Raw genomic sequence first — 25,851 nt, 5'->3', positions numbered from 1 at the left:
ATTCTAACAAATTCTTTTCTTACTTTTGATTTTTAATGAAAGTCGTAGAACAAATTAAACTCCCTATTCTTCAAGAGATGGAGAACTTTGAAGAGAAATTCAAAGCTTCTATGGCTTCAAAGGTTCCGTTACTTAATAGAATTACCCATTACATAGTTAGAAGAAAAGGAAAACAGATGCGTCCTATGTTTGTTTTTCTAGTTGCCAAAATGGTTTCTAATGGAAATTTTAATGAAAGAACATATAGAGGTGCAGCGATTATTGAGTTGATTCATACTGCAACTTTAGTGCATGATGATGTGGTTGACGATTCAAATAGACGAAGAGGATTCTTTTCTTTAAACGCTCTTTGGAAAAATAAGATTGCTGTTTTAGTAGGTGATTTTTTATTGTCTAAAGGCTTACTGCTTTCTATAGATCATGATGATTTTGATTTGTTAAAGTTAATTTCTGTTGCCGTAAGAGAAATGAGCGAAGGAGAGTTGCTGCAGATTGAAAAAGCTCGTAAACTAGACATCACTGAGGAGGTGTATTTTGAGATTATTCGTCAAAAAACAGCAACGCTAATTGCAGCTTGTTGTGGTATTGGAGCAGCATCAGTAGGTGCAAAAGAAGAGGAGATTGAACAAATGCGAACCTTTGGTGAATTAATTGGAATTGCCTTTCAAATAAAAGATGATTTGTTTGATTATACCGATGCTAAAATCGGGAAACCTACAGGAATAGATATCAAGGAGCAAAAAATGACCTTACCTCTTATTTATGCGCTTAATAACTGCGATTCAAAAGAGCGAAAGTGGCTCATCAATTCTGTAAAAAATCACAACAAGAATAAAAAGCGTGTAAAAGAAGTAATTGCTTTTGTAAAAGAAAAAGGAGGGATAGAATATACTACCCAGAAAATGTTAGACTACCAACAAAAGGCAATAAGCATTTTAAACGCATATCCAGAATCAGAGTTTAAATCATCTCTTAATTTAATGGTCAATTATGTTATTGAACGTAAGATTTAAATTCAATTGTATTTTATTTCTATGTTCAATGCTTCTTATAGTCTCTTGTTCGAGCTATACCATTTCTCCATTAACTTTTAAAGAACAAATAAAAGTAAATCCACATTTGGCTCAAACATCGTTTGATCTATATAATGCACCCTGTAGTGGCGATCTTTTGAAAGAACTAGAGATTTAAAATCAAATGGATATGTCGTTATATAAAGTGCAAAAGAGGCTGTCTTATTAAATGTAGAAAAAACGAATGGCTCTAAAGCAAGGTTTTGCTTAAATAGTGTGGTGGTCTCTAATGATACTTTGAGAGGTATGAGCCCTACATATTTGGTTGGAGGAATGATTCACGTTGTGCCTTTAGCTGATATTGTTGAAATTAAGGTGAAGCCTTAGTTGCTCGTAACAATGCTTAATTGTAACAATTCTTCCATAAAATTTCGTTTGTTAGAAAGTCTTGGTATTTTGTGCTGACCACCTAATTTGCCTTTCATTTTAAGCCAATCATAGAACAGTCCTTCTCGCGCATAATGTACTTTGGGCATAGCGAGTGTCATATTGTTATAGCGCTTTGCTTCGTAATCAGAATTAATTGCCTTAAGTGCATTGTCTAAAAGTTCGGTAAAGTAATTAAGATTGCTAGGTGGTTTACTAAATTCAATCATCCATTCATGAGCACCGTTTTTATTTTCACTCATAAATATTGGAGCAACAGTATAATCTAGAATTTGTGCATTTGTTTTTGTACAAGCTTGCTTAAGAGCTTCTTCGGCATTTTCAATAATCAACTCTTCACCAAAAACATTTATAAAATGTTTAGTTCTTCCGGTTATCTTAATTCTATAAGGATCTAGACTTGTAAATTTAATGGTATCTCCAATTAAGTATCTCCAAAGTCCTCCGTTGGTTGTTATAACCAATGCATAATTGGTGTTGAGTTTAACCTGCGAAATTGGAATGGCTTTCGAGTTTTCTCCGGCGTATTCATCCATTGGAATAAATTCGTAGAATATGCCATAATCCAACATCAGTAACAATTCATCAGAATTGTTTTGATCTTGAATCGCAAAAAAGCCCTCTGAGGCATTATAGGTTTCGTAATATTTAAAATCCTTTTTAGGAATGAGTTTTTTGAACTGCTCCCTGTATGGATTAAAGTTAACACCTCCATGAAAATAAACTTCAAGATTCGGCCATACTTCTAAAATATTGTCTTTGCCCGTTACTTCTAAAACCCGATTTAATAAAACCAACATCCAACTCGGTACACCCACAAGACTCGTTATATTTTCGTTGATGGTTTCTTCAATAATGGCCTCCATTTTGGTTTCCCACTCACCCATTAATGCCACTTCTTGTTTTGGTGCCGAACTAAAATCTGCCCAGAAAGGCATGTTTTCAATTATGATGGCAGAAAGGTCTCCGAAGTAAGAATTGTTGTCTTCATAAATGGCAGAACTGCCACCCAAGCGAAGTCCTTTACCTGTGAATAGTTGTGTGTCTGGATTGTTGTTAATATACAAGCACAACATATCCTTACCCGCTTTAAAATGGCAGTCTTCTAAAGCTTCATCACTTACAGGTATAAACTTACTTTTGGCATTTGTTGTACCACTACTTTTTGCAAACCATTGAATATAGGAAGGCCAAAAAATATTTTGTTCACCTTTTCTATTTCGCTCGATTAATGGCGCAACAGATTCATATTTGTTTATAGGTAATCTAGAAGAAAAGTCATCGTAATTAGCAATGGTTTTGAAATTGTATTTTCTACCGACTACGGTATTCTTAGAGTGGTTCACTAATTTTAATAACAACTCATGCTGTACATCTATAGGGTACTTTAAAAACAACTCCATTTGATGGCTTCGCTTTTTTAGAAACCACGAAATAATAGAATTGACTATAGGTAATGGCATAGTTTAATTAGTTATCTTTAGCAAAGCTAAAAATACAAATTCACAATGACCTATCAAGGAGTACTTAAAAAAATGATGACTTCCTTAGAGTCTGAGGTTCAGTACTATTTAGACATGCCTTCAGATTTTATTCATATGAATCAATTGATAAATAAAGAAATTACGCTGACTTTTAAAACCTATGAATGTTTGAATTGTGGGTTAGAAAAGAAAATTTACCGTCAAGGATTTTGTCAATCTTGTTTTTTTGAGACTCCCAGAGCAGGAGATTGGATTATGCGTCCTGAGTTGAGTAAGGCACATTTAGGAGTTGAAGATCGCGATTTGGAATTTGAAAAAGAAATGCAATTAAAACCTCACATTGTGTATTTGGCAAATTCAAGTAATGTAAAGGTTGGAGTAACTAGAAAATCACAAGTTCCTACGCGTTGGATTGATCAAGGAGCACATGAGGCTATTGAGATTGTTGAGGTGCCTAATAGGTATTTGGCAGGGGTGACTGAGGTTGCTTTAAAAGATCATGTAGCAGACAAAACCAACTGGAGAAAAATGTTAACCAAATCCAATGAAGATGTGAACTTAGTGGAGGTAAAAGAAGAATTAGCGCAATATATACCAGAGGAAGTAAAGGAATATTACCTAAAAGCAAACTCTGATGAAATTCAGATTAATTTTCCCGTAACTCAATATCCGGAAAAAGTAAAAAGTTTGAATTTATTGAAAACACTAAGTTACACAGGGGTGTTAAAAGGGATTAAAGGGCAATACCTCATTTTTGAAGATGCAACAGTTTTTAATGTACGTGCGAATGAAGGGTTGGTAGTAGATTTGAAAATCAAGTAATTAGATTTATATCAATTCTACACAATTGAGAATTAAGTCAAATCAATCTCCTCTCCCACTTTTAATCCAAAAGTTTTTCTAAATATATATACCAAAAGGTAAAGAATTGGGGTGTCTAAAGCCGCGATTATTACTTTAAATAAAAAGCCGCTTAAAAGCAATCCTCCAAACATTTCCCATGGTAATACTTTAAAAATACACAGTAATCCTACAACGGTAAATGTATCTATAAACTGCGAAGTAAAAGTCGAAAAATTATTTCGTAACCATAAATGTTTTCCTTTGGTTTTTGCTTTCCAGAAATGAAAAATTCGAATATCGATAAACTGCGCAAAAAGATAAGCCATCATAGAGGCAAGTACGCCAATTGGTGATAAGCCAAAGACTTTAGTAAACGTACCATCGTCAACAGGAGAATTGGGTATTGCCGGTGCAATATTGGCCATATAAATAATTCCCATAGAAAATACAGAGGCAGCTATACCTGCAACAACTACTTGATTCGCCTTCTTTTTACCATAAATTTCTGAGATGATGTCGGTTACTAAAAAGGTGATAGGGTATGGTAAAATACCAACAGATATTTCAAATCTGAACAACCCAAACGGATTCCAATAGAAGAATTTTTGAAAAATAAGATTCGATGCCACCAAAGCGGCAATAAACATGCCTGCTAGTATTAAGTATATATTAAAAGCTAAGGCCTTCTTTTTTGGAGTCATAGGTTACGATTGATTTACGAATATATTAAAAATTAGATGATAATATTTCTTAATTTTGCACCGCTAAACAAGAATAAAACATTTAAATATGAAAGCATATATTTTTCCAGGTCAAGGAGCACAATTTTCAGGTATGGGTCAAGACTTATACGAGAATTCAGCAGAGGCTAAAGCACTGTTTGAAAAAGCGAACGAAATTTTAGGTTTCTCGATTACAGATGTAATGTTTAATGGTACGGCAGATGAGTTAAAACAAACCAAAGTAACTCAGCCTGCAATCTTTTTGCACTCTGTGATTATGGCAAAAGTTTTAGGCGACGATTTTAAACCAGAAATGGTTGCTGGACACTCATTAGGTGAATTTTCTGCATTGGTTGCTAATGGCGCTTTAAGTTTTGAAGATGCACTTACATTGGTTTCTAAAAGAGCCATGGCTATGCAAAAGGCTTGCGAAATTCAAGAGTCTACAATGGCTGCAGTTTTAGGTTTAGAAGATGCAGTTGTAGAAGAGGTTTGCGCTAGTATTGATGGAGTAGTGGTTGCAGCTAATTACAACTGCCCTGGTCAGTTGGTTATTTCTGGTGAAATAGAAGCTGTAAATAAAGCATGTGAAGTCTTAACAGAAAAAGGAGCTCGTAGAGCTTTAGTTTTACCTGTAGGAGGGGCATTTCACTCACCTTTAATGGAGCCAGCAAGAGAGGAATTAGCGGCAGCTATAGAATCTACTACATTTAACCAACCAACATGTCCGGTGTATCAAAATGTAGTTGCAAAAGCAGTGTCTGACCCAGCAGAGATTAAAGCAAATTTAATCGCACAGTTGACTGGACCGGTAAAATGGACTCAATGTATTCAAGCAATGATTGCTGATGGTGGAACTGAATTTATAGAAGTTGGACCAGGTAAAGTATTATTTGGATTGATGCGAAAAATAGACAGAAGTGTTCAAGCTTCTAGTGCAACTATCGAGTTTTAGGTAGCTATTGTCAAAATAAAAAAAAGCCCATTCAACAGAATGGGCTTTTTAGTTTATAATGTTTCTTGCCATTTCCAAGAACTGGCTAAACTATCTTCTAAAGTTAATTCTGCTTTCCATCCTAATTCTTTATTTGCTAAAGAAGTATCTGCATAAGCAGCGGTTATATCACCGGCTCTTCTAGGAGCCATTTTATAAGGTACTTTTTTGCCAGTAGCTTTTTCAAAAGTATTTACAATTTCTAATACAGAACTTCCTTTACCTGTGCCAATATTAAAATACTCGCAAGCTTTTTTGTTGTTTCTCTCTAACAATCTATTTAAGGCAGCAATATGTGCTTTTGCAAGATCTACTACGTGAATGTAATCTCTAACAGCAGTTCCGTCAGGAGTATCGTAATCATCGCCAAAAATTGATAATTCTTTTCTAATACCCGCCACAGTTTGCACTACAAACGGTACTAAATTTTGAGGTACACCAAGCGGTAACTCTCCAATTTGAGCAGTTTCGTGCGCACCAATTGGATTAAAGTATCTTAAGGCAATTGCATTTAAGTCCGTTGCCTTAGTAGTATCTTCAATAATTATTTCGCCCATTCGCTTGGTTGCACCATAAGGAGATTCTGCTGGTTTTGGAGGTGCATCTTCTGTAATTGGCAATGCATCTGCTTGACCATAAACCGTACAAGATGAGCTAAAAATAAAGTTCGTTACCTCATTTGCTAACATTTCTTTAAGCACATAGGTAAGGGTAGAGATATTATTCTCGTAATACTTCAAAGGTTCATTCACACTTTCACCTACCGCTTTTGATGCTGCAAAATGAATAACACCATCTATGTTATAGTATTTAAAGAAATGGGCAACTGCTTGCTTATCTTTTAAATCGATTTGTTCGAATTCTGGTTTTATACCAGTAATAGAAGTTATTCTGTCTAGTACTTCAATAGACGAATTTGATAAATCATCTATAATTACAACTTTAAATCCTTCGTTTTGTAATTCTACTACTGTGTGCGAACCTATGTATCCTAATCCGCCAGTTACAAGTATGGTTTTGCTCATTGGTTTATTTTGGGGGTCACTGTGCGAAGTCTAAGTGACGATTATTAAATTTATTTTAATGTGTCTTTAACCTCGCTCAGACACTAGTTATTTTAAAAAGTCATTTACTGTATCAGTAATATGCTTTAATTGTTCTTCATCAAATTCTGTATGCATTGGTAATGAAATTACAGTTTGCACTAATTCATTGGTAACAGTAAAATCATTTTCGTTATAGCGCTCATCTGCATAGGCTTTTTGACTGTGCAATGGCACTGGATAATATATTGCGTTAGGAATATTATTGTCTAACAAATACTGATGTAATTCATCTCTTTTTTCATTTGTAATCTGCAATGTGTATTGATGAAAAACATGACAATTACAGTTTTCGCAGATAGCACCACATTTTTTAGTAGTTGGTGTTACGATATTTGGATTGTTCGCAAATGCATTGTTGTAATATCTTGCAGCATTTCTTCTTTGCTCACAATACGTATCAAGATTTCTTAGCTTAATTCTTAGAATAGCTGCTTGAATACTATCTAATCTAGAGTTTACTCCAACTACGTCATGGTAGTATCTTCTATACATACCATGGTTAACCATACCTCTAATAGTATGTGCTAAATCATCATCATTTGTAAATATTGCACCACCGTCTCCATAACATCCTAAATTTTTAGAAGGGAAAAATGACGTTGTTCCAACATCTCCAATGGTACCTGCTTTTTTTGTAGAACCATTAGCAAATGTATAATCTGCACCAATAGCTTGAGCATTATCTTCAATTACAAAAAGATTGTGCTCTTTTGCAACCTCTAAAATGGCTTCCATATTTGCACACTGACCAAATAAATGAACAGGAACTATAGCCTTTGTTTTTGGCGTGATTGCCTTTTTTAAAGCATCAATATTCATGTTGAAAGTATCTTTTTCAACATCAATAAGTACAGGTGTTAGTTTTAATAGAGCAATTACTTCAACGGTTGCAGCAAAAGTAAAATCAACCGTAATAACTTCGTCGCCTTGTTCAAGACCTAATCCCATCATGGCGATTTGCAATGCATCTGTACCATTTGCACATGGAATAACATGTTTTACATCAAGATATGTTTCTAAATCTTTTTGAAAAGCATGAACTTCTGGTCCATTAATATAAGCACTAGATTCAATAACATTTAATACTGCTGAATCTACTTCTGATTTTATTTTTTCATACTGACCTTTAAGGTCTACCATTTGAATTTTTTTCATTGCTCCACTGTATTTATTCGTAGTGCAAAAATACGGAATCTACTGCGGAAAACTCGCAATATTTGTAGAAACCAATCATACAGTAATGAGACAGATTGTAGGTGTTTTTCCCTACTCAAATAAATCAGAAGACAAGTAGCGATCACCTCTATCACATATAATAGCTACTAAAAGACCTTTATCTAAATTTTCGGCAAGTTTTAATGCTGTTGCTACGGCACCTCCACTACTCATACCGCAGAAAATACCTTCTTCTTTGGCAAGTCTTTTGGCCATGGCTCGCGCTTCTTGTTCACTTACCTCAAAAATTTGATCAACTTTTGAGCGATTGAATATTTTAGGAAGGTATGCTTCAGGCCATTTTCTAATACCAGGAATTTTTGAACCATCTGTTGGTTGCGCTCCAATTATTTGAACTGATTTGTTTTGCTCTTTCAAAAAAGTTGAGGTGCCCATTATGGTACCAGTTGTTCCCATAGCAGAGACAAAGTGTGTTATTTTACCATTGGTATCTTTCCAAATTTCTGGTCCTGTTGTTTTGTAATGTGCTTTCCAGTTATCATCATTTGCAAATTGATTGAGCATAAAAAAACCTTCGTTAGCAACTTTAGATTCTGCGTAATCACGAGCACCTAATATACCTTGTTCAGCTGGGGTAAGGGTAACTTTTGCACCATACGCTCGCATAGTTTGAACACGTTCTTTAGTTGCGCTCTCACTCATCACTAATTCTATTTGTAATCCAAAAAGTTGGGCAATCATAGCCAAGGCAATACCAGTGTTGCCACTCGTTGGTTCTATTAATTTCGTGTCTTTATTGATTGTGCCTCGATCTAAAGCCGAACGAATCATATTATAAGCAGCACGATCTTTAACACTTCCTCCAGGATTGTTGCCTTCTAATTTTACATACAATTCAACCCCTGGTTTATTTAAAATATTTCGTGTTTTTATTAAAGGTGTGTTGCCGATTAAATCTGTGATAATACTCATGAAATAGATGTGGTAAGTTTGAGATTATTTCTTCTTTTTCATTTTTATTTCAGGTACGTGGTATACAAAACAATTAGATGCAACTGATTCGGTAATCCACGTGTTTCCTCCAATGGTACTGTTTTCTCCAATAATTGTGTCTCCACCTAATATGGTGGCATTGGCATAAATAATTACATTTTTTTCAACGGTAGGGTGGCGTTTTGTGTTTTGTAAACTCTTTTTAACCTGCAAGGCTCCTAAGGTAACACCTTGATAAATCTTGACGTTTTCTTTTATGACCGTAGTTTCTCCAATCACAATACCTGTAGCGTGATCAATAAAAAACGAGTCTCCAATAGTGGCTCCTGGGTGAATGTCTACTCCAGTAACTCCATGTGCGTATTCGCTCATGAGTCTTGGAATTAATGGAACATTCATTAAATATAATTCGTGACTAAATCTGTGAATTGCAATTGCAAAAAAGCCAGGGTATGCAATGTATACTTCTTCAATAGAGCGAGAAGCTGGATCAAAATTTAGAGATGCTTTCGCATCTAAATTTAATTTTTCAAGTATAGAGGGGAACAAGTGTAAATAAGCATCCCAAACATCTTTGCAAGGTCTCGACTTATCAAAGCAGGCCATGTTGTATATTTCCCTGAAGTGAGTTTCTAAAAGATCAATATTCTGCTCAGTGCATCTTTGAGTATCAAAAAGGGTATAGAATAAATCTTCCGTAAACTTTTCAGTTTTATGCTTGATCCTAAAGTCAAGTTGAGGTGTAACTTGATTAGAAATTATTTTGTCTATGATTGCGTTTTTGGTCATTCCCCAAATTTTGGTTAAAACTACAAAATGTAGTCATTAAAAAAGGGAATAATTGAAATAATCTACAAAACTAGTAGAGATTTAACGATTCTATAACAACGCTTTGTTGCTATCCATAATTTGATGAATACCTTCGTCATTCACTTCTTTATGAACATCAGCAAATTTTAAGAATTCTGGATAAATAGCATCTAATTGGTCTTTTGTTAATTCGTAACCAATATTTTTAGCTCTGTAGGCTAAGGCAGCTCTACCCGAACGTGCTGTAAGAATAATTGCTGATTCTGTAACACCTACATCTGCAGGGTCCATGATTTCATATGTCTCACGGTTTTTAATAACTCCATCTTGATGTATACCAGAACTATGAGCAAATGCATTATCTCCAACCACCGCTTTGTTTGGTTGAACAATCATACCCATACTTTCTTGAACCAATTTACTCAGTCCAAATAGCATTTGTGTATTGATGTTTGTATCTAAGTTTAAATTAGGGTGCTGCTTCATAATCATTACCACCTCTTCCAAAGAAGTATTTCCGGCACGTTCTCCAATTCCGTTAATAGTACATTCTATTTGACGTGCTCCGTTTTGAACACCAGCAATAGCATTGGCAGTGGCCAAACCTAAATCGTTATGGCAGTGGCAAGAAAGTACTACATTATCAATACCAGCTACATTTTCTTTTAAGTATTTGATTTTTGCTCCGTACTCTTCAGGTAAGCAATATCCAGTGGTGTCCGGAATGTTTAGAACAGTTGCTCCCGCTTTAACAACGGCTTCACAAACTCGCGCTAAATATTCGTTGTCAGTTCTCCCTGCATCTTCTGCATAAAACTCCACATCTTCTACAAAAGATTTAGCATAGGCAACAGCCTCTACTGCGCGCTCAATAATTTTTTCTGGAGTAGAATTAAATTTGAATTTAATGTGTGAATCAGAAGTTCCAATTCCAGTATGAATACGTGGTCTTTTTGCATATTTTAATGCGTTAGCAGCAACTTTAATATCATTTTTATGAGCACGAGTTAAACCACAAACAGAAGCGTTCTTAACCAGTTTAGAAATCTCTTCAACTGATTTGAAATCTCCTGGACTTGAAACAGGAAATCCAGCTTCAATAATATCAACCCCTAATAAATCTAACTGCTCTGCAATTACTAACTTTTGAGATGTGTTTAATTTACATCCTGGTACTTGCTCGCCATCACGCAATGTGGTGTCAAAAATTTGAACGTGGTTTGTACTCATTATTAAATAATTTTTATCACTTTTGAATTACCAAAAATACATAATGTAGTTCATTATGCAATTATTTTGAATGGATTTTATTACTATATCCAAGGATGAATTGAACTGCTTTAAGTCTTGGTATTAAAGGGAATAAATACATTTATTTACAATGGCTACAGAAAAAAAAGATGCCTTATTTACATTAATAAAGTCACTGTCTAAATCAGAGAAGCGGCAATTCAAATTATATGTAGGTAGATTGGGTGGAAACGCTGAATCTAATTTTCTTGCCCTATTTAACGTAATGGATAAAATACCTGCATACGATGACAAGGTAATACTTCAAAAAACCAACATAAAAAAACAACAACTTTCCAATTCTAAGGCGCATTTATACAAGCAATTATTAGTAAGTCTAAAATTGAGTCCGTTGCATAGTAATGTGCGTAGTCAAATTAGAGAGCAAATTGATTTTGCAACTATTCTTTATAACAAAGGGCTTTACAATCAAAGTCTAAAATTATTGGCAAAGGCTAAGAACATTGCTATAGATAATGAAGAAAGTAATTTGGCCTATGAAATTGTAGAATTTGAGAAAACCATAGAATCACAATACATTACTCGAAGTTTAAGTAATCGAGCAGATAGTTTAGCTGTTGAAGCTAAAAATTTGAGCTTAAAAAATGTGATGACAAGTAAGCTTTCTAATCTATCCCTGCAATTGTACAGTTGGCTCTTGAGAAAGGGCTATGCCAAAAATGAGGAAGATTTGGAAATAGTTATGCACTATTTTAATGCGCGTTTGCCTCAATATAAAATATCTGATTTGGGCTTTAAAGAAAAGCTCTTTTTATACAAGGCGTATTTATGGTATAGTTTAATTACACAAGATTTTGTAAGTAGTTATCGCTATGCGCAAAAATGGATGGACATTTACGATGCAAAGCCAGAAATGAAACAAGTGAATCCTGTTTTCTATTTAAAAGGATATAACTACTTGTTAGAATCACTTTTTATGATCAAGCATTATAAAAGGTTCGATAAAGTTTTGGCCCAATTTGGTGAAGATATCCAAGAGAAGAAATTCATGCAGAATGAAAATACAATGGCTATAGCTACATTGTATTATTATCAAAATGTATTGAATGGTCATTTTCTATCTGCAACATTTGTCGATGGAGTAACAAAGGTTCCAGAGGTTTTAAAAGCTTTAGATAACTATAAGCGTAAAATCGATCAGCATCATATTATGGTGTTTTATTACAAGATTGGTTGTATGTTTTTTGGTAATGGCGATTATAAAAACTGTATCTTATATTTAAACAAGATTATTTCTAATAAAGAATTAGCACTGCGTGAGGATTTGTTGTGCTATTCAAGAGTGCTAAATTTAGTGGCGCACTACGAGGCTGGATTGGATGAAAATATTGAACAACTTATCAAGTCAACGTTCAAGTTTTTAATTAAATTGAATGATTTACACGAAGTTCAGAAACGCATGATTTCATTCTTGAGAAGCTTAACAGACATGTATCCTAGTGAATTAAAACAAGCGTTTAGAGACTTGCATACAGATCTAAAGCAATTTGAAAATCATCCGTATGAAAAGCGTTCATTTTTGTATTTGGATATATTATCTTGGTTAGAGAGTAATATTGAGAATAAGCCTATTGCAGAAATCATAAAAAGAAAAATTTGAAAAAATAACACCCACCTGTAAATTGTATTGCTAAATTTTATAGGTTTGTTGACTCAAATGAGAAACATCGTATTAAATATTATTTCTATTGTCATTATTTCAGTGGTTATTATCGCTTGAAAGTAATAGGAATGTTAGAATATCGCACATATAATTATGACCTTCCTTGAAAAAGGAAGGTTTTTTTATGGAATAAAGAAAAGTTAGTAATCAAAAAAAATCTTGATTGCTGTAAAATATAATTATTTAAATACCTGAAAAATAGAGTGTTAAATGAATCAATCAACATTTAACTGTTGTAATTGATTTTTAAGAAAAATAAACATTAAACGAACTGAAAGTATTTTTGAATTAAATAAGTCTATACTCAATGGAATTAAACAAACACAGTAAAAGATTAACACAAGATCCTTCTCAGCCAGCATCGCAAGCAATGTTATATGCTGTTGGGTTATCTGATGAAGACATGAACAAAGCTCAAGTGGGTATTGCAAGTACCGGTTACGACGGTAACCCTTGCAATATGCATTTAAATAATTTGGCATATGAGGTAAAAACCGAATGTAATATTGCAGGTCAAGTCGGTTTAGTGTTTAATACGATTGGTGTGAGTGATGGAATTTCTATGGGTACTTCAGGTATGAACTACTCCTTAGCATCTAGAGATATCATTGCAGATTCTATGGAAACTGTTATGAATGCTCAGAGTTATGATGCATTGGTAGCAGTAGTAGGATGTGATAAAAATATGCCTGGGGCAGTTATTGCAATGTTGCGTTTAAACCGTCCATCAATTATGATGTATGGTGGTACAATCGCATCGGGAAAATACAAAGGAAGAAAATTAAACATTGTATCGGCATTTGAGGCCTTAGGTCAAAAAGTAGCGGGAGAGATTGATGAGGCTGAGTACAAAGAAATCATTAAAAGGGCAATTCCAGGAGCTGGTGCTTGTGGTGGTATGTATACAGCCAATACGATGGCCTCGGCAATTGAAGCGATGGGATTTGCATTACCGTATAATTCTTCTATTCCAGCTGAGAATCCTAATAAACTATCTGAAAGTGAGCGCACCGCTAGAGCAATTAAGAATTTATTAGAATTAGATTTAAAACCTTTGGATATTATTTCAAAAAAATCAATTGAAAATGCCATAGCTATTGTAAATGCTTTAGGAGGATCTACAAATGCTGTACTGCACTTTTTAGCAATTGCATATGCTGCTGATATTGATTTTACATTAGAAGATTTTCAGCGCGTAAGTGATAGAACACCTTTAATTGCAGATTTAAAACCGTCAGGTAAATATTTAATGGAAGATGTACACGGAGTTGGAGGTACACCTGCAGTTATGAAATACTTATTAGAAAATGGGTATTTGCATGGAGATTGTATGACTGTAACGGGAAAAACATTGGCAGAAAATTTAGCCGATGTTGAGCCTATTTCTTTTGAAAAAGATTCACAAGATGTGATTTATCCTAAAGAGCAAGCATTAAAAACATCAGGAAATCTTCAGATACTTTATGGGAATCTAGCTTCAGAAGGAGCTGTAGCTAAAATTAGTGGTAATGAAGGTTTGCATTTTGAAGGGAAGGCAGTTGTATATGATGGCGAGCAAGAAGCAAATACTGGTATTGGAAATGGCGAGGTAGAGAAAGGTGATGTAGTCGTCATTAGGTATGTTGGCCCAAAAGGTGGTCCGGGTATGCCAGAGATGCTAAAGCCTACTTCTATGATTATGGGAGCAGGATTGGGTAAATCTGTTGCCTTGATTACTGATGGTCGATTCTCTGGAGGAACACACGGTTTTGTGGTGGGACACATTACTCCAGAAGCACAAACAGGAGGTACTATTGCGCTTTTAAAAACAGGTGATAGAATTAAAATTAGTGCCGAAGATAATTCAATAAATGTATTGTTGTCAGAAGAAGAATTGGCAGAAAGAAGAGCAAATTGGACTGCACCACCATTAAAGCACAAAAAAGGAATATTATATAAATACGCAAACACAGTGGCATCTGCATCTGAAGGTTGTGTAACAGATAAATTTTAAAGAACTATGAGTACAGAAAGAATAACTGGGGCAGAAGCGGTAATACGTTGTCTTTTAGAAGAAGGCGCCGACTTAGTGTATGGATATCCTGGTGGAGCCATCATGCCCGTTTACGATGAATTGTACAAATATCAAGATAAATTGAATCATGTACTTACACGACATGAGCAAGGTGCAACGCATGCGGCGCAAGGATTTGCAAGAGCTACCGGTAAAGTAGGTGTTGCTATGGCTACGTCTGGTCCAGGTGCTACAAACCTAATTACTGGTATTGCAGATGCGCAGATTGACTCTACACCAATGGTGTGTATTACTGGTCAGGTGGCGCGTCATCTATTAGGCTCAGATGCATTTCAGGAAACAGATATTGTCGGTATTTCTACTCCAGTAACAAAGTGGAACTATCAAATTACGCGTGCTGAGGAAATTCCTGAAATCATGGCGAAAGCCTTCTATATTGCTCGTTCAGGACGTCCAGGTCCTGTATTGGTAGATATCACAAAGAATGCTCAAATTGAAGAGTTTGATTTTTCGTATAAAAAATGTGAAGGTGTTCGCAGTTATAAACCTGTTCCAGAGGTAGTGCCTGAAAAAGTTCAAGCAGCAGCAGATGTTATTAATGCCGCCAAAAAACCTATGATTGTATTCGGTCAAGGGATTATTTTAGGTGAAGCTGAGGCGGAATTAAAAGCATTTATTGAGAAAGGAAATATTCCTGCAGCATGGACCATTATGGGATTGTCTGCTTTAGAGACGAGTCATCCATTAAATGTTGGAATGGTGGGGATGCATGGAAATTATGCTCCCAATATTTTAACCAATGAATGTGATGTTTTAATCGCATTAGGAATGCGTTTTGATGATCGTGTAACAGGTGATTTAAACACTTATGCAAAACAAGCGAAAGTTGTTCATTTCGAAATAGATCCTGCTGAAGTAGATAAAAATGTGAAGACTGATGTTGCCGTTTTAGGTAATGTAAAAGATACTTTGGCTCAAATTTTACCATTGATAGAAGAAAAAGATCATTCAGCATGGAGAAATGAGTTTAAAGAAAAAGATAAAGTTGAATTCGAAAAAGTAATCAAAGACGATTTATATCCAACAAAAGAAGGGATGACCATGGCAGAGGTGTTGGAGGAAATCAATAAAGCATCTGGTGATAATGCGGTCATTGTTTCAGATGTAGGTCAGCATCAAATGTTTGCTTGTCGTTATGCCAAGTTTAGTCAAACAAAAAGTAACATTACATCTGGTGGATTAGGAACTATGGGATTTGCATTGCCAGCCGCTATTGGGGCAAAAATGGGAGTGCCAAATCGTGAAGTTGTTGCAATTATTGGAGATGGTGGATATCAAATGACCATTCAAGAATTGGGAACGATTTTCCAAACCAAAACGGCAGTTAAAATAGTAGTTTTAAATAACGAATTTTTAGGAATGGTACGCCAATGGCAGCAGTTGTTCTTTGATAAGCGTTATGCATCTACAGAGATGGTGAATCCTGATTTTATAACAATTGCAAAAGGTTATAATATTCCGGCAAATCGAGTAACAAAGCGTGAAGATTTAGCAGGTGCCGTTCAAGAAATGATGGAGTCTAAGGACGCCTATTTCTTAGAAGTATGTATAGAGAAAGAAAATAATGTATTCCCAATGATACCAACTGGAGCATCAGTTTCGGATATCAGATTAAGCTAAGCAAGTCATGGAAGAAAATAAATTTACAATATCCGTTTATTCCGAGAATCATTTAGGATTGTTAAATCGTATTTCGGGCATCTTTTTAAAGCGTCATATCAATATTGAAAGTTTAACCGTATCTGAATCTGAGATTGAAGATGTATCTCGTTTTATAATTGTGGTGCGAACTACAGAAGTGTACGTTAAGAAGATTGTTGGGCAAATTGAAAAGCAAGTTGAGGTAATTAAAGCGTTTTATCATACGAATGATGAAACTATTTACCGTGAATCAGCATTATTTAAAATTGCCTCAAGTTTGTTGTTTGACGAGCGTCAAATTCAAAATATAATTAAAGAAAGCAATGCTGAAATTGTAACGGTGTCGCGAGAGTTTTTTGTTCTTTCAAAATCTGGAAGAAGAAGAGAGATTCAAGCGTTATACAATGCTTTAAAACCTTATGGTATTATGCAATTTGTACGATCAGGTAGAATTTCGGTTTCAAAAGAAGAAATGAAAATTTCAGAATTATTAAAATATTAATCACAACACAACATTTTAAAATTTAGAAAAAATGGCAAATTATTTTAACACCCTAACCTTAAGAGAACAATTAGCACAATTGGGTGTATGTGAATTTATGGACCGTTCAGAATTTGCTGACGGTGTAAATGCTTTAAAAGGCAAGAAAATTGTTATTGTAGGGTGTGGAGCACAAGGATTAAATCAAGGATTGAATTTACGTGATTCTGGTTTAGATGTTTCTTATGCATTGCGTCAAGGAGCGATTGATCAAAAAAGACAATCGTATTTAAATGCAACGGAAAACGGATTTACTGTAGGTACTTATGATGAGTTAATTCCTACGGCTGATTTTGTATCTAATTTAACTCCAGACAAACAGCATACTGCTGTTGTTTCTGCTGTAATGCCATTAATGAAAGAGGGGGCTACGTTATCGTATTCTCACGGATTTAATATTGTTGAAGAAGGGATGCAGATTCGTAAAGATTTAACGGTGGTTATGATTGCGCCAAAATGTCCAGGTTCTGAAGTGCGTGAGGAGTATAAAAGAGGATTTGGTGTGCCAACACTAATTGCAGTGCACCCAGAAAACGACCCTCAAGGTATTGGTTTTGCGCAAGCAAAGGCATATGCAGCTGGTACAGGTGGTCATAGAGCAGGTGTTCTAAGATCATCTTTTGTAGCTGAGGTAAAATCAGATTTAATGGGTGAGCAAACTATTTTATGTGGTTTGTTACAAACAGGTTCTATTCTGTGTTTCGATAAAATGGTGGAGAAAGGTATTGATGCTGGCTATGCTTCTAAATTGATTCAGTATGGTTGGGAAACAATTACTGAGGCAATGAAGTATGGTGGAATTACAAATATGATGGATCGTCTTTCTAACCCAGCAAAAGTAAAAGCTTTTCAATTGGCAGAAGAATTAAAAGATATCATGCGTCCGTTATTCCAGAAGCATATGGATGATATTATGAGTGGCCATTTCTCAAAAACTATGATGGAAGATTGGGCAAATGATGATAAAAATCTTTTAACTTGGAGAGCTGCTACTGGTGAAACAAATTTTGAGAAAACTCCTGCTGCAGATGTTGAAATTTCTGAGCAAGAGTACTTTGATAATGGTGTGCTTATGGTTGCAATGGTAAAGGCTGGTGTTGAGTTAGCTTTTGAGGCTATGACGGATGCTGGAATTATTGATGAGTCTGCTTATTACGAGTCTTTGCACGAAACACCTCTTATTGCAAATACAATTGCACGTAAGAAATTGTTTGAAATGAACCGTGTGATCTCTGATACTGCTGAGTATGGTTGTTATTTATTTGATCATGCTTGTAAGCCATTATTAGCTGATTTCATGAAGACGGTAGATACAGATATTATTGGTACGGCTTACGGTGCTGGTAATGGTAACGGAGTAGATAATAAAACATTAATTGAGGTAAACGATGCTATACGTAACCACCCAGTGGAATATGTTGGATTCGAATTACGTCAATCAATGACTGATATGAAAAAGATTGTTTCTTAGTTTATATTGTTTAGGTTAACGCTATGGCGAAAGAAAGAAACATAGTGCCACTTTCTTTAATAAAAGAGGCGCGTGAGAATATTAAAGGTGTTGTGAAAGCAACACCTTTACAGTTTATTCAGTCTTATTCTGAAGCCTACAGTGCTAATATTTATTTTAAACGAGAGGATCTTCAAGTTGTGCGCTCTTATAAGCTTAGAGGAGCATACAATAAAATTAGCCGACTTTCATTAGAGCAATTGCGAAACGGAATTGTTTGTGCCAGTGCTGGCAATCATGCGCAAGGAGTCGCTTTTGCTTGTAACGAATTAAAAGTGAAGGGGGTAATTTTTATGCCTGTAACCACACCACTGCAGAAGATACAGCAAGTAAGAATGTTTGGTGGTGTATTTGTTCAGATAGAATTGGTTGGCGATACTTTTGATGAAAGTTTTGTAGCTGCTAAAGAATTCTGTGAAACTAATAAAAGCAGTTTTGTTCATCCTTTTGATGATATCGATGTAATTGCAGGTCAAGGCACAGTTGGTCTAGAATTGATAGATGATGCACAAGAATCAATTGACTATTTAATATTGCCAATTGGAGGTGGTGGATTGGCTTCAGGTGTTGCTTCCGTCTTTAAGTATTTGAGCCCTAAAACCAAAATTATAGGTGTAGAGCCCACTGGTGCTCCATCTCTAAAAGTGTCTTTAGAAAAAGGAGAAAATACGGAACTCGATCAAATAGAAAAATTTGTTGATGGTGCTGCTGTTAAGCGGCTTGGTGATCAGAATTTTGAATATTGCCGAGATTTGCTAGATGAGATCTTAACAATAGATGAAGGCTTGATTTGTGGTACTATTTTAAAGGTGTATAACGAAAATGCATTGGTAGTTGAGCCAGCAGGAGCTTTAAGTATTTCAGCCTTAGAATTGCTAAAAGAAACTATAAAAGGAAAAACAGTGGTTTGCCTTGTGAGTGGTGGTAATAACGATATTACCCGTATGGAAGAAATGAAAGAACGAGCGCTGTTATACCAAGGATTGAAGCACTATTTTTTGGTGAAATTTCCTCAACGTCCAGGAGCTTTGAAAGAATTTGTGGTTAATGTTTTAGGGCCCAATGACGATATCGTTCACTTTGAGTATACTAAAAAAAATCAGCGTTCTACATCAACGGCACTGGTGGGTATAGAGTTAAAAAACACCAATGCTTTTGAGCCGTTACTCCAAAGAATGGAGACTTTAGGATTTTTGGGAAAATACCTAAATAAAGACGAACGTTTGTTTGAGTTTATTGCGTAATTCTTTTTAGTAACTCATTTTTCTAAAATTGCAAAACAACTTACCTTTGTTGTCTTAACCTAGGCTATGAAGCAACTTTACGATACATCGCATATACCTGCGAAATATCAATTTGACTTTACCAATCAAGATTCCTATTTGCTCAATGGGGAATTAAAGAAATGGTCGGGACCAGTGACCGAAGTAAAATCGGCCGTGTATCTAAAAGGTGTTAGTGGTGAACTTGAACCCGCAACACTAGGTACCATTCCAAATATGAGTGAAGTTGAAGCTCTAAATGCCTTAGATGCGGCAGTAGATGCATATGACAATGGAAAAGGGTGTTGGCCTCAACTATCATTATTAGAAAGACTTTCTCATATAGAAGATTTTTTAGAATATTTAAAACCTACAAAAGAGGCTGTTGTTAAGATGATGATGTGGGAAATTGGGAAGTCATATGAAGATTCATGTGCAGAATTTGATAGAACTATAACTTATATAGAAGATACTATACGAGAAGTTAAGATTCTAGACAGTATACAAAATCAAATTCAATCGCATAGTGGTATAAATGCCATTGTCAAAAGATCTCCTCTGGGTGTAGTGTTATGCATGGGTCCTTATAACTATCCGTTAAATGAGGGGTTTTGTTTATTAATTCCTGCACTACTTTGTGGTAACACTGCGGTTTTTAAACCAGCGAGATACGGTGTTCTTTTATTGGTGCCTTTGGTACAAGCATTTCAAAAATGTTTTCCGAAAGGGGTAGTAAATTTTATTTATGGCTCTGGGCATACATTAGCAACTCCCATTATGAAATCAGGAAAAGTTGATGTGTTGGCCTTAATAGGCAATAGTTCTTCAGCAAATGCACTTTTAGGGTTACACCCAAAACCAAATAGATTAAAGTTGGTGCTTGGTTTAGAGGCAAAAAATGTTGCAATAATTTTAAAAGACTCCGATTTAGATGTCGCTGTAAATGAAACGGTTCTTGGTTCTTTGGCTTTTAATGGCCAGCGTTGTACCGCTTTAAAAATCATTTTTGTTCAAGAAGAAATTTCCGAAGAGTTTAATGAAAGATTTGCTAAAAAGGTTGATGAATTAAAGATTGGTATGCCTTGGGAAAAAGGTGTGCAAATTACTCCGTTGCCTGAGCCGCATAAACCAGATTATATTCAAGAGTTAATAGATAATGCAAAAAAGTATGGGGCTGATATTTTGAATATAAATGGAAATATCAAAATTAAAAATTTAGTATTCCCTACAGTTGTATATCCATCGAACGAAAAGATGAAAGTTTTTCATGAAGAACAGTTTGGGCCAATAGTGCCAATAGCATCATTTAAGTCTGCAGAGGAAGCCTTAGGTTATATCGAAAATTCCAGATATGGTCAGCAAGTGAGTTTGTTTAGTGGTTCATCTGATTCTTTAGACCCCTTAGTTCGTATTTTACAACATCAGGTGAGTCGAGTTAATATTAACACAAAGTGTCAGAGAGGTCCAGACGTTTATCCTTTTGTAGGTAGAAAAGATTCTGCTGTAAGTGCTTTAAGTGTTTTAGATGCTATTGAATCATTCTCAATAAAATCCATGATTGCTTTACGATCTGGTTCTAAACGTAGTAATTTTTTAAAAGAGTTGCTTTAAAGTCGATGTAAAGCTGTATTTTTTCAATTTATTAATTGTTATATTTGAGTGATTCAACTAACTAAATAAAGAATTGCTCTATGAAATTTCAACAATATGACCCTATTAAACTATCCTTTTTAATTTGTGTTTGTTTGATGTTTGCTGATGTTACTTTTGCGCAAATATCATATCAAAATGTTTCTAATAAGAATGTTTCATTAGGTTCTTATGGTCGTGTAGGAGTGGATTGGTCTTTTGAAAATGGAGGGTCGATAGGTAGGCGTTTAAACTTAAATAATATGGGTAGTATTGGTGGACGCTTGGAAGAACAAGATTATTTGGAGATAGCACCAGCATTTCATTGGAAGCCTAAAGAAAAGGATAGTACAAATATTTTTGCGCAAGTACGTTTTTCGATGTACTCTAACAGTTTAACCTATTTTGGAAATAGTTCAACCACTAGTTTGGGAGGGTTAACAATTGCTATCCCAGAAATTTTTGTGGAGGCGAGAAAAATTAAAGGGAAAGATTTGAGTATTTGGGTGGGCTCAAGATTATACCGTGGTCCGGATGTGCATATTGCAGACCACTTTTATTTTAATGATCATAGTGGACAAGGATTTGGTGTAGAGTATAAAAAAACACGTTTTGCTACTCTGTTTGTGGCAAAAACAGATACAACTTCTACTGTGCCGCCATACTTTTATTTGAATATAAAAACGGGTACGCCGAGTGCAGAATTAAGACAGCGTACTGTGATGATTTTAGAGCAAGATTTTGAAATTAATGAAGATCATAGGATAACAGTTTTGGCAGAATATCATAGAATGGCAGATGCTGGTTTTGATGAAGATGATCCTGTAATTTTACCAGAAGGCCCTGAAATAATTACTAATTTCCCAAAAGATCACGGTTTTGTCTTAGGTGCTCGGCATACCATGAATCTTAAGAAAATGAAGCCTGGATCCTTTAATGATTTTGCTATTAGATATGGAACGGGAATAGCCAATGGTGGAGATGGAGGAATTTCTCAAACTTGGGCTACATTTGGAGCACCAAATTTGGATGAACTAAATTTTAAAGGCGCGTATTCGTGGTCTTTAGTAGATCATGTTCTTATAAACTTTTCTGATAATTATGCACTTAATGGCTATGCTATAATGACCACCAGTAAAGGAGGGGCTGATACCAATGGATTAGCGAAAACCTATTTTGGTAGAGAAGTGTATAATAAGAAATTTGACCTCACATTTGGTGTTCGAAATCAACATTTTATTTCCGACTCTTTCCATATTCTTACAGAATTGCATTATTCTCAAAGGAAGGATGGTGACAATCCAAATGCTAGCATGACGAAGTTTAGTGTAGCGCCAGTATTAGTGCCAACGGGTCAACGCGATGTTTGGGCTAGACCACAATTGCGTTTTGTGGCATCAGCTGCTTATTATAATGATTATGCAAAAGAAACACTATATTCTCCCTATTTGCAATTTGCAGGAGAAAAACAATGGGGGTATTATTTTGGTGTGAAAGCTGAGTGGTGGGTTTGGAATTAATTTTATAAGTTGATTTTTAAAGTTGTACTTAGATGTTTTTTCTTCACTTGGCTAGTGTGTTTTGATGGGTGCATCATTATTTGTTAACTTTAAGTAAATAATACATGCTATGAGTTTAATATTTCTTCTTTACGTATTGGCTTTTTTTATGCTCTTTAAGAAAGACAAAGGAAAAGCTTATTTCTTCTTTGTATTAGCTACAAGTGCTAGTATATGTATGTTTGTATACCATGCTAATTCTTCTTTAAATTTAAGTTTTTAGATTATGAAGAGATTAAAATTTATTAATAGTGCGAGTATACTTATTGTATGTAGTGTGCTGCTAGGGGCATTTTATTTTCAATTTGCATTGAGTGAAGATCCTTGTCCATTATGTTTATTGCAACGTATGGGTATGATAGGAGTGATTTTCGGACTTTCATTAAATGTATTTTTCGGATTTGATTCCAAACATTTTGGTGTTGTAATTATTTCAGCCATTGTTGGGGCAATGTTTTCTGTAAGACAGGTATTGATACATATATGTGGAAGAGATGGAGATGTTGGCTATGGAACTCCCTTTTTTGGTATGCATTTGTATACATGGGGTGTTCTTATTTTTGTTGCGAGTATTTTAGGTTCGGCGATTTTTCTATTCTTTAATAATAAGTTTAAAAAGGAAGGCGAAAATGTAATTCAAAATTATGAAAGATACGTAGTTTTGTTAGCAATGTTAATCGTTTTAGTGAACGTAGTTGCTGCATTTTTTGAATGCCAATTTGGTCCGTGTTGTGAAAATGGCCCTTGTTTATAGTTAATTTATGTAAAAGGTTAAAAAGAGTAATCTTGAATTATAGATAGTATTTATTCGCACGCTTCCCAAATAACATCTTTTGGCACTGGGGCGGTGATTGTTATTTCTTCTTTAGTTACAGGGTGTGTAAATGCAATTTTTCTAGCGTGTAGGTGGATACTGCCGTCTTTATTGCTGCGATTAAACCCATATTTTAAATCTCCTTTAATTGGGCATCCAATTCTTGCTAATTGACTTCTAATCTGATGATGTCTTCCTGTTTCTAAGTCTATTTCAAGTAAAAAATAACTATCGAGTTCTTTTTTTAATTGATAATGTAGAATGGCTTTTTTACTACCATCAATTTCTTGTTTAAATGCTGTAGACTTATTGTTTTTTGGATTCTTTTTAAGCCAATTGATTAAAGTGTCTTGAGATTTTGGAGGTTGGTTTTTAACGATAGCCCAATACGTCTTATCAATTTTTTTATCTCTTAGCATTTTATTAAGACGCTCTAAAGCTTTGGAAGTGCGAGAAAATATTACCACGCCACTTGTAGGTCTGTCCAATCTATGAACAGTACCAAGATATACATTGCCGGGTTTGTTGTATTTATCTTTTAAATAACCTTTAACAACCTCATTAAGAGGAGTATCTCCAGTCTTATCGCCTTGAACAATATCTCCTGAGCGTTTATTGACTATAATGAGGTGATTGTCTTCAAAAAGTACTTGTAAGTTATTTTTGTTGCTTCTCATTTTTAATTAAAATTAGAAGCAACATCTTGATTTACTTGGTCAATAAAATTTAGAATTTCTTCTCTTCCCATTCCGGTTTCAGAAGAGGTAATGAAATGTTGAGGTGCGCTTTCCCAAGTCTGCAATAATGCTTTCCTATATTTGCTAATGTTTTTATTTAAAGTCGAACTTCCAAGTTTATCTCCTTTGGTAAATACAATCACAAAAGGAATTCCACTTTCACCCAAAAATTGCATAAATTCTAAATCAATTTTTTGAGGTTGATGTCTGGAATCAACTAAAATGAAACTACAAACTAGCTGTTCACGCATTAAAAAGTAATCTTTAATAAATCGTTGAAATTGCTGTCTTTTTGTTTTAGAAACTTGCGCGTATCCATATCCGGGTAAATCAACCAAAAACCAATTTTGATTTATTTTAAAATGATTGATTAACTGAGTTTTACCAGGTTTTCCCGAAGTTTTTGCCAATTTCTTGTGGTTGGTGAGCATGTTAATTAAACTCGACTTACCAACATTGGATCTACCAATAAATGCGTATTCTGGAATATTGTCTTTTGGGCATTTTGAGACATCAGTGTTGCTGATGATAAATTCTGCCGAATTAATTTTCATGGCAATTAAATATTGCGTGTCTTAAACCAATCTTCAATAATAGAATTAAATTCTTCTGGTAGTTCCATCATTGGAGCATGTCCACATTTGTCAATCCAGAACAAATCTGCATCAGGCATTAACTTATTGAAATCTTCTGCAACCTCTGGTGGAGTAACTTTGTCTTGTTTACCCCAAATTAAGCAAGTTGGAATATTCATGTCGGGTAACTTATCTGCCATGTTATGACGAATTGCACTTTTTGCAATCGATAAGGTTTTAATAGCTTTAACTCGATCGTTAACAATGTCAAAAACTTGATCTACCAATTCTGGTGTAGCAATTTTTGGATCGTAAAAAACCTCTTCAACTTTACCTTGTATAAATTCTTTATTTCCTCTTTTTGGGTAAGTATCACCCATAGAGTTTTCATACAGCCCAGAGCTACCTGTTAAAATCAATGCCTTAACATTTTTTAGATTGTGTTGAGTGAAATAAAGGGAGATATGTCCACCTAAGGAATTGCCTAAAAACACCACTTGGTCTAGACCTTTGTGATTGATAAATTCTTTAACGAACTTAGATAGGTTCTTTACATTGGTCTTTATTAAAGGTAATGTATATAATGGTAGTTCTGGTATTAATACCTTGTAGCCAATCTTAGAAAAGTGTGCTACGATACCATCAAAATTACTCAATGCGCCCATTAATCCGTGAAGCACAATCAAAGGTTGCCCTTCACCTTCTTCAACGTAATGAAATTTGCCTTCTGTTTTTAAAGTATAACTCATTAAGTATCTATTTGTTTATAGAGCGTGCAAATGTAATCATTTTAATGCAAAGTACGATTTTTTATCGAAAATCTAATACAAGCATCTTTAGGTGTAATAATCAATTGTAAGTCAGTGAGATGTTATCTGTATTGGACTTGTGTTAAAAGTTATCAACAAAGTGGTAAAAAGTGGTAAAAAGTGGAAAATTATTTCTAC

At 34.8% G+C, this 25,851-nt stretch carries 23 protein-coding genes; 13 read left to right on the top strand and 10 right to left on the bottom strand.

What is annotated here, in order from left to right; all coding sequences use genetic code 11:
* Window positions 1-35: 35 nt before the first annotated feature.
* Window positions 36-1,013 carry a polyprenyl synthetase family protein gene (locus ACYQ5R_RS02555; protein WP_460189337.1) on the top strand — a complete coding sequence of 326 codons (978 nt, stop codon included), beginning with the start codon at window positions 36-38 and terminating at the stop codon, window positions 1,011-1,013.
* 383 nt (window positions 1,014-1,396) lie between these two features.
* Here ACYQ5R_RS02555 and ACYQ5R_RS02550 read toward each other — a convergent pair whose 3' ends face one another.
* Window positions 1,397-2,923, bottom strand: coding sequence for a GH3 auxin-responsive promoter family protein (locus ACYQ5R_RS02550; RefSeq protein WP_460189336.1), 1,527 nt, complete (start codon window positions 2,921-2,923; stop codon window positions 1,397-1,399).
* Between the two features lie 45 nt (window positions 2,924-2,968).
* Between ACYQ5R_RS02550 and ACYQ5R_RS02545 the strand changes: the two genes are divergently transcribed.
* Window positions 2,969-3,766: a DUF2797 domain-containing protein gene (locus ACYQ5R_RS02545; RefSeq protein ID WP_460189335.1), complete on the top strand. Its 798-nt coding sequence runs from the start codon at window positions 2,969-2,971 to the stop codon at window positions 3,764-3,766.
* Window positions 3,767-3,798: 32 nt separating this feature from the next.
* On the opposite strand, the gene ACYQ5R_RS02540 is transcribed toward ACYQ5R_RS02545, so the two are convergent.
* On the bottom strand, window positions 3,799-4,488 hold the full coding sequence (locus ACYQ5R_RS02540; protein ID WP_460189334.1) for a queuosine precursor transporter: 690 nt from the start codon (window positions 4,486-4,488) through the stop codon (window positions 3,799-3,801).
* Between the two features lie 88 nt (window positions 4,489-4,576).
* Here ACYQ5R_RS02540 and fabD point away from each other — a divergent pair, with 88 nt between their 5' ends.
* Window positions 4,577-5,464, top strand: coding sequence for an ACP S-malonyltransferase (fabD, locus tag ACYQ5R_RS02535; RefSeq protein ID WP_460189333.1), 888 nt, complete (start codon window positions 4,577-4,579; stop codon window positions 5,462-5,464).
* Between the two features lie 53 nt (window positions 5,465-5,517).
* On the opposite strand, the gene galE is transcribed toward fabD, so the two are convergent.
* The 5 genes from galE to ACYQ5R_RS02510 all read right to left on the bottom strand — a co-directional run bounded on the left by galE (window position 5,518) and on the right by ACYQ5R_RS02510 (window position 10,818).
* The gene (gene galE / locus ACYQ5R_RS02530) at window positions 5,518-6,528 is read right to left on the bottom strand and encodes a UDP-glucose 4-epimerase GalE (protein WP_460189332.1); all 1,011 of its coding nucleotides are present in this window, start codon (window positions 6,526-6,528) and stop codon (window positions 5,518-5,520) included.
* A gap of 87 nt (window positions 6,529-6,615) precedes the next feature.
* Window positions 6,616-7,764, bottom strand: a complete 1,149-nt coding sequence (locus ACYQ5R_RS02525) for a DegT/DnrJ/EryC1/StrS family aminotransferase (RefSeq protein ID WP_460189331.1) — start codon at window positions 7,762-7,764, stop codon at window positions 6,616-6,618.
* Between the two features lie 111 nt (window positions 7,765-7,875).
* A complete protein-coding gene (cysM, locus tag ACYQ5R_RS02520) occupies window positions 7,876-8,757 on the bottom strand; it encodes a cysteine synthase CysM (RefSeq protein ID WP_460189330.1) in 882 nt (293 codons plus the stop codon).
* Between the two features lie 24 nt (window positions 8,758-8,781).
* Window positions 8,782-9,567 (bottom strand): serine O-acetyltransferase EpsC, encoded by a 786-nt coding sequence (gene epsC / locus ACYQ5R_RS02515; protein ID WP_460189329.1) that lies wholly within the window; start codon window positions 9,565-9,567, stop codon window positions 8,782-8,784.
* Window positions 9,568-9,657: 90 nt separating this feature from the next.
* On the bottom strand, window positions 9,658-10,818 hold the full coding sequence (locus tag ACYQ5R_RS02510) for a 2-isopropylmalate synthase (RefSeq protein WP_460189328.1): 1,161 nt from the start codon (window positions 10,816-10,818) through the stop codon (window positions 9,658-9,660).
* 151 nt (window positions 10,819-10,969) lie between these two features.
* Here ACYQ5R_RS02510 and ACYQ5R_RS02505 point away from each other — a divergent pair, with 151 nt between their 5' ends.
* From ACYQ5R_RS02505 to ACYQ5R_RS02460, 10 genes are all read left to right on the top strand, one after another.
* Window positions 10,970-12,499: a hypothetical protein gene (locus ACYQ5R_RS02505; RefSeq protein ID WP_460189327.1), complete on the top strand. Its 1,530-nt coding sequence runs from the start codon at window positions 10,970-10,972 to the stop codon at window positions 12,497-12,499.
* 370 nt (window positions 12,500-12,869) lie between these two features.
* A complete protein-coding gene (gene ilvD / locus ACYQ5R_RS02500; protein WP_460189326.1) occupies window positions 12,870-14,555 on the top strand; it encodes a dihydroxy-acid dehydratase in 1,686 nt (561 codons plus the stop codon).
* Between the two features lie 6 nt (window positions 14,556-14,561).
* On the top strand, window positions 14,562-16,256 hold the full coding sequence (gene ilvB / locus ACYQ5R_RS02495) for a biosynthetic-type acetolactate synthase large subunit (protein WP_460189325.1): 1,695 nt from the start codon (window positions 14,562-14,564) through the stop codon (window positions 16,254-16,256).
* A gap of 7 nt (window positions 16,257-16,263) precedes the next feature.
* Window positions 16,264-16,779: an acetolactate synthase small subunit gene (ilvN, locus tag ACYQ5R_RS02490; protein WP_460189324.1), complete on the top strand. Its 516-nt coding sequence runs from the start codon at window positions 16,264-16,266 to the stop codon at window positions 16,777-16,779.
* A 31-nt stretch (window positions 16,780-16,810) separates the two neighbouring features.
* On the top strand, window positions 16,811-18,289 hold the full coding sequence (ilvC, locus tag ACYQ5R_RS02485) for a ketol-acid reductoisomerase (RefSeq protein WP_460189323.1): 1,479 nt from the start codon (window positions 16,811-16,813) through the stop codon (window positions 18,287-18,289).
* A 23-nt stretch (window positions 18,290-18,312) separates the two neighbouring features.
* Window positions 18,313-19,572: a threonine ammonia-lyase IlvA gene (gene ilvA, locus ACYQ5R_RS02480; RefSeq protein WP_460189322.1), complete on the top strand. Its 1,260-nt coding sequence runs from the start codon at window positions 18,313-18,315 to the stop codon at window positions 19,570-19,572.
* Window positions 19,573-19,638: 66 nt separating this feature from the next.
* The gene (locus ACYQ5R_RS02475) at window positions 19,639-21,201 is read left to right on the top strand and encodes an aldehyde dehydrogenase family protein (protein ID WP_460189321.1); all 1,563 of its coding nucleotides are present in this window, start codon (window positions 19,639-19,641) and stop codon (window positions 21,199-21,201) included.
* An 80-nt stretch (window positions 21,202-21,281) separates the two neighbouring features.
* Window positions 21,282-22,739, top strand: coding sequence for a carbohydrate porin (locus tag ACYQ5R_RS02470; RefSeq protein ID WP_460189320.1), 1,458 nt, complete (start codon window positions 21,282-21,284; stop codon window positions 22,737-22,739).
* A 109-nt stretch (window positions 22,740-22,848) separates the two neighbouring features.
* Entirely contained in the window at window positions 22,849-23,001 is a 153-nt protein-coding gene (locus ACYQ5R_RS02465; protein WP_460189319.1) for a DUF5993 family protein, read from the top strand.
* A gap of 3 nt (window positions 23,002-23,004) precedes the next feature.
* Entirely contained in the window at window positions 23,005-23,532 is a 528-nt protein-coding gene (locus ACYQ5R_RS02460) for a disulfide bond formation protein B (protein WP_460189318.1), read from the top strand.
* Between the two features lie 50 nt (window positions 23,533-23,582).
* On the opposite strand, the gene ACYQ5R_RS02455 is transcribed toward ACYQ5R_RS02460, so the two are convergent.
* Genes ACYQ5R_RS02455 through ACYQ5R_RS02445 form a run of 3 tightly spaced genes read right to left on the bottom strand, consistent with a single transcriptional unit; the run spans window position 23,583 to window position 25,653 of the window.
* Window positions 23,583-24,269 (bottom strand): RluA family pseudouridine synthase, encoded by a 687-nt coding sequence (locus ACYQ5R_RS02455; protein WP_460189317.1) that lies wholly within the window; start codon window positions 24,267-24,269, stop codon window positions 23,583-23,585.
* 2 nt (window positions 24,270-24,271) lie between these two features.
* Window positions 24,272-24,883: a ribosome biogenesis GTP-binding protein YihA/YsxC gene (gene yihA / locus ACYQ5R_RS02450; RefSeq protein ID WP_460189316.1), complete on the bottom strand. Its 612-nt coding sequence runs from the start codon at window positions 24,881-24,883 to the stop codon at window positions 24,272-24,274.
* Window positions 24,884-24,888: 5 nt separating this feature from the next.
* Window positions 24,889-25,653, bottom strand: a complete 765-nt coding sequence (locus ACYQ5R_RS02445) for an alpha/beta fold hydrolase (RefSeq protein WP_460189315.1) — start codon at window positions 25,651-25,653, stop codon at window positions 24,889-24,891.
* Window positions 25,654-25,851: the final 198 nt, after the last annotated feature.

Source organism: Urechidicola sp. KH5, from assembly GCF_054661455.1.
The sequence above is the reverse complement of the archived record's forward strand: the minus strand, read 5'-3'. Positions and strand labels throughout refer to the sequence as shown.